Origin of the sequence: Vibrio sp. M250220 (genome assembly GCF_036533795.1) — a bacterium.
Classification (GTDB): Bacteria; Pseudomonadota; Gammaproteobacteria; order Enterobacterales; family Vibrionaceae; genus Vibrio.
Window position 1 is genome coordinate 1 of record NZ_JATABI010000114.1, and the last position, 2,026, is coordinate 2,026.

Consider the following 2,026-nt stretch of genomic DNA (forward strand, 5'->3'; position numbering starts at 1 on the left):
ATTGAAGAGTACGAGCAAGAAATTGGCACGGTTCTCTACCCAGAAGAAGATCTAGTCGAATATATTATCACCTTCCCTGTGGATGCTGGGCTCCCTCCTCTTTACCTGATGTTCCAAAAAACGGCGCGTGATGAGTCTGGGGTGGTAACGGGGAATGGCGAAGATATAACGGGCATATGGTTAGAGAAAGCCAGTGAGGGGTTAGGTTCACCAGTTCCATCGCAAATTGCTGATAAGTTGAGAGGTAAAGAGTTCAGTAGTTTTGATGCGTTTAGGAAGGCCTTCTGGATTGAAGTATCCAAAGATGTATCTTTGTTGGAACAGTTTAATGAGTCAAATAAAGAAAGGATTATGAAGGGTTACGCACCGAGAGCGAGAAAGAAAGACTCAATTGGAGGGCGAAAGTCTTTTGAATTGCATCATAAAGAAGAAATACAACATGGTGGTAAAGTTTATCATGTTGATAATATAGGAGTTGTTACACCAAGGTACCATATTGATATCCATAAGGGGCTCAAATGAGTAAAAATACAATTGTAGATTACACCGAAGTTGAATTTTTAGATTTATTGAAGAAAATAACTAAAGCTAACGCGCCAAGTGAGAAAGCTCTTGATGAGCTAGTTGACCATTTTGAAGTGATCACTCAGCATCCTGATGGTTCAGACCTGATTTATTACCCTGAGAACCCGGAAGATGGAACACCAGAGAATATTGTTAGAATCGTCAAAGAATGGCGCTTGTCTCAGGGCTTACCTGGTTTTAAAAAATGATATAAATGAGCCTGTCGATTAGATGGAGATCTTGAAATTAACCACCTTTACGTCTCTCAAGTTGCGATGGCAAGCCGTGTTGGTGGTGTTAACTATGGTTCTTTTGTCGCAGAACGTGCTGCGCTATTTAAAAAGCTAGATGGTAGCTTTGCTGCATTATCGAAACGTTCTGTTCAAATTCCTATTTACACTCAGATTCGACGTAACTTAAAACTCTCTACTCATTCTGTTATCCATAATGCTGATGAAATTATTGCAAAAGGTATGGTACCGAATTTGGGTAAGCGAATAGCAAATGTGGCGATTGGTATCGCGACATCTCGTGGAGTTGGTTACGTAGGGCTAGTGCTTGGTGCAGCAAGTGGTACGAAGAATATTTATGAAGCCTGTTCTATCGATGGTTCAGGAGAATGCGGCAAAGTGACGGCTCGTGAAATTGGTGGCTTTCTTGGAGGTTGGCTTGTTGGAGCACAAATGGGGCAATGGGCAGCTTCAGGAACATTGTTAGTACTTGGTGTTGTCGGGATTACATCTGCCCCTGTCCTTGCTATAGCTTCAATTAGTGCATTCGTCGTTGGAGGTGCTGCCGGAGGTGTTATAGGGGCAACTATTGGTAAAAGCACAGGAGATATTGTGTATGAAAAAGCCATCGAGTTTACAGAAGCAACTGAAGCACTAGTAGAGGACTTATTTTGAGTGATTTTCTTAACGTTATAAGTGGAGTTTTTGCAATTTACGCCATAATCTGGGGAATCCCTGGCGTGCTCATGAGTGCTGTGGTTGGTTTAGGTAACGTACAACGCATTGTTTTTATTGATAAGCAACTAGCTAAAGACTTAGACAAGCTTTACGATGAAAAAGGTTATCTAAGATGGCAATTCCAAACCTCTTACTCAATAGTCAGTCGTCTAACAAGGTACTGGATAGCTTACCCTTTTATAAGATATCGAGTTAAGACTGAATCAAAAAAATTTAGATTGTTTATGTGGATTAATAGTATTGGGATATGGAGTTGGCTTCTAGCTCCTTCCCTATCTTTTGTAGAAAAATTAATGTAACCGCAGTTGTGTGAAATCAACGTACATTCAGCAAAGTTACGATGCGCTGAGGGATCCCCTCATAAATCCGCCAGTGCATAGCCATCTTTTAAGAGCTGCTCAGCTAGAGCCATGGCCGTTGCTAAGAGGTGTTGTGTAGTAATCTCGTAGTCTGGTCGCCTGAGGACTTCCATACCTAATCGAACGGTAGACAGG

General features: G+C 41.6%; 4 protein-coding genes and 1 pseudogene. 4 read left to right on the plus strand and 1 reads right to left on the minus strand.

What is annotated here, in order from left to right; translation table 11 throughout:
* The 4 genes from QTN94_RS19660 to QTN94_RS19675 all read left to right on the plus strand — a co-directional run.
* On the plus strand, positions 1-522 hold a 522-nt coding region (locus QTN94_RS19660), incomplete at its 5' end, for an S-type pyocin domain-containing protein (protein WP_331428613.1).
* Entirely contained in the window at positions 519-773 is a 255-nt protein-coding gene (locus QTN94_RS19665; protein ID WP_331428614.1) for a bacteriocin immunity protein, read from the plus strand. The genes QTN94_RS19660 and QTN94_RS19665, both read left to right, overlap by 4 nt.
* Positions 774-839: 66 nt before the next feature.
* Positions 840-1,469, plus strand: coding sequence for a hypothetical protein (locus QTN94_RS19670; RefSeq protein ID WP_331428615.1), 630 nt, complete (start codon positions 840-842; stop codon positions 1,467-1,469).
* The gene (locus tag QTN94_RS19675; RefSeq protein ID WP_331418872.1) at positions 1,466-1,831 is read left to right on the plus strand and encodes a hypothetical protein; all 366 of its coding nucleotides are present in this window, start codon (positions 1,466-1,468) and stop codon (positions 1,829-1,831) included. Before QTN94_RS19670 ends, QTN94_RS19675 begins: the two co-directional genes overlap by 4 nt.
* 59 nt (positions 1,832-1,890) lie before the next feature.
* On the opposite strand, the pseudogene QTN94_RS19680 reads toward QTN94_RS19675, so the two are convergent.
* A pseudogene (locus QTN94_RS19680) lies at positions 1,891-2,026 on the minus strand (IS4 family transposase); the annotation flags it as partial.

Excerpts from the sequence above, each read along its gene's own strand:
- QTN94_RS19665 (WP_331428614.1), top strand. The coding sequence starts at position 519 with ATGAGTAAAAATACAATTGTAGATTACACCGAAGTTGAATTTTTAGAT.
- QTN94_RS19670 (WP_331428615.1), top strand. The coding sequence starts at position 840 with ATGGCAAGCCGTGTTGGTGGTGTTAACTATGGTTCTTTTGTCGCAGAA.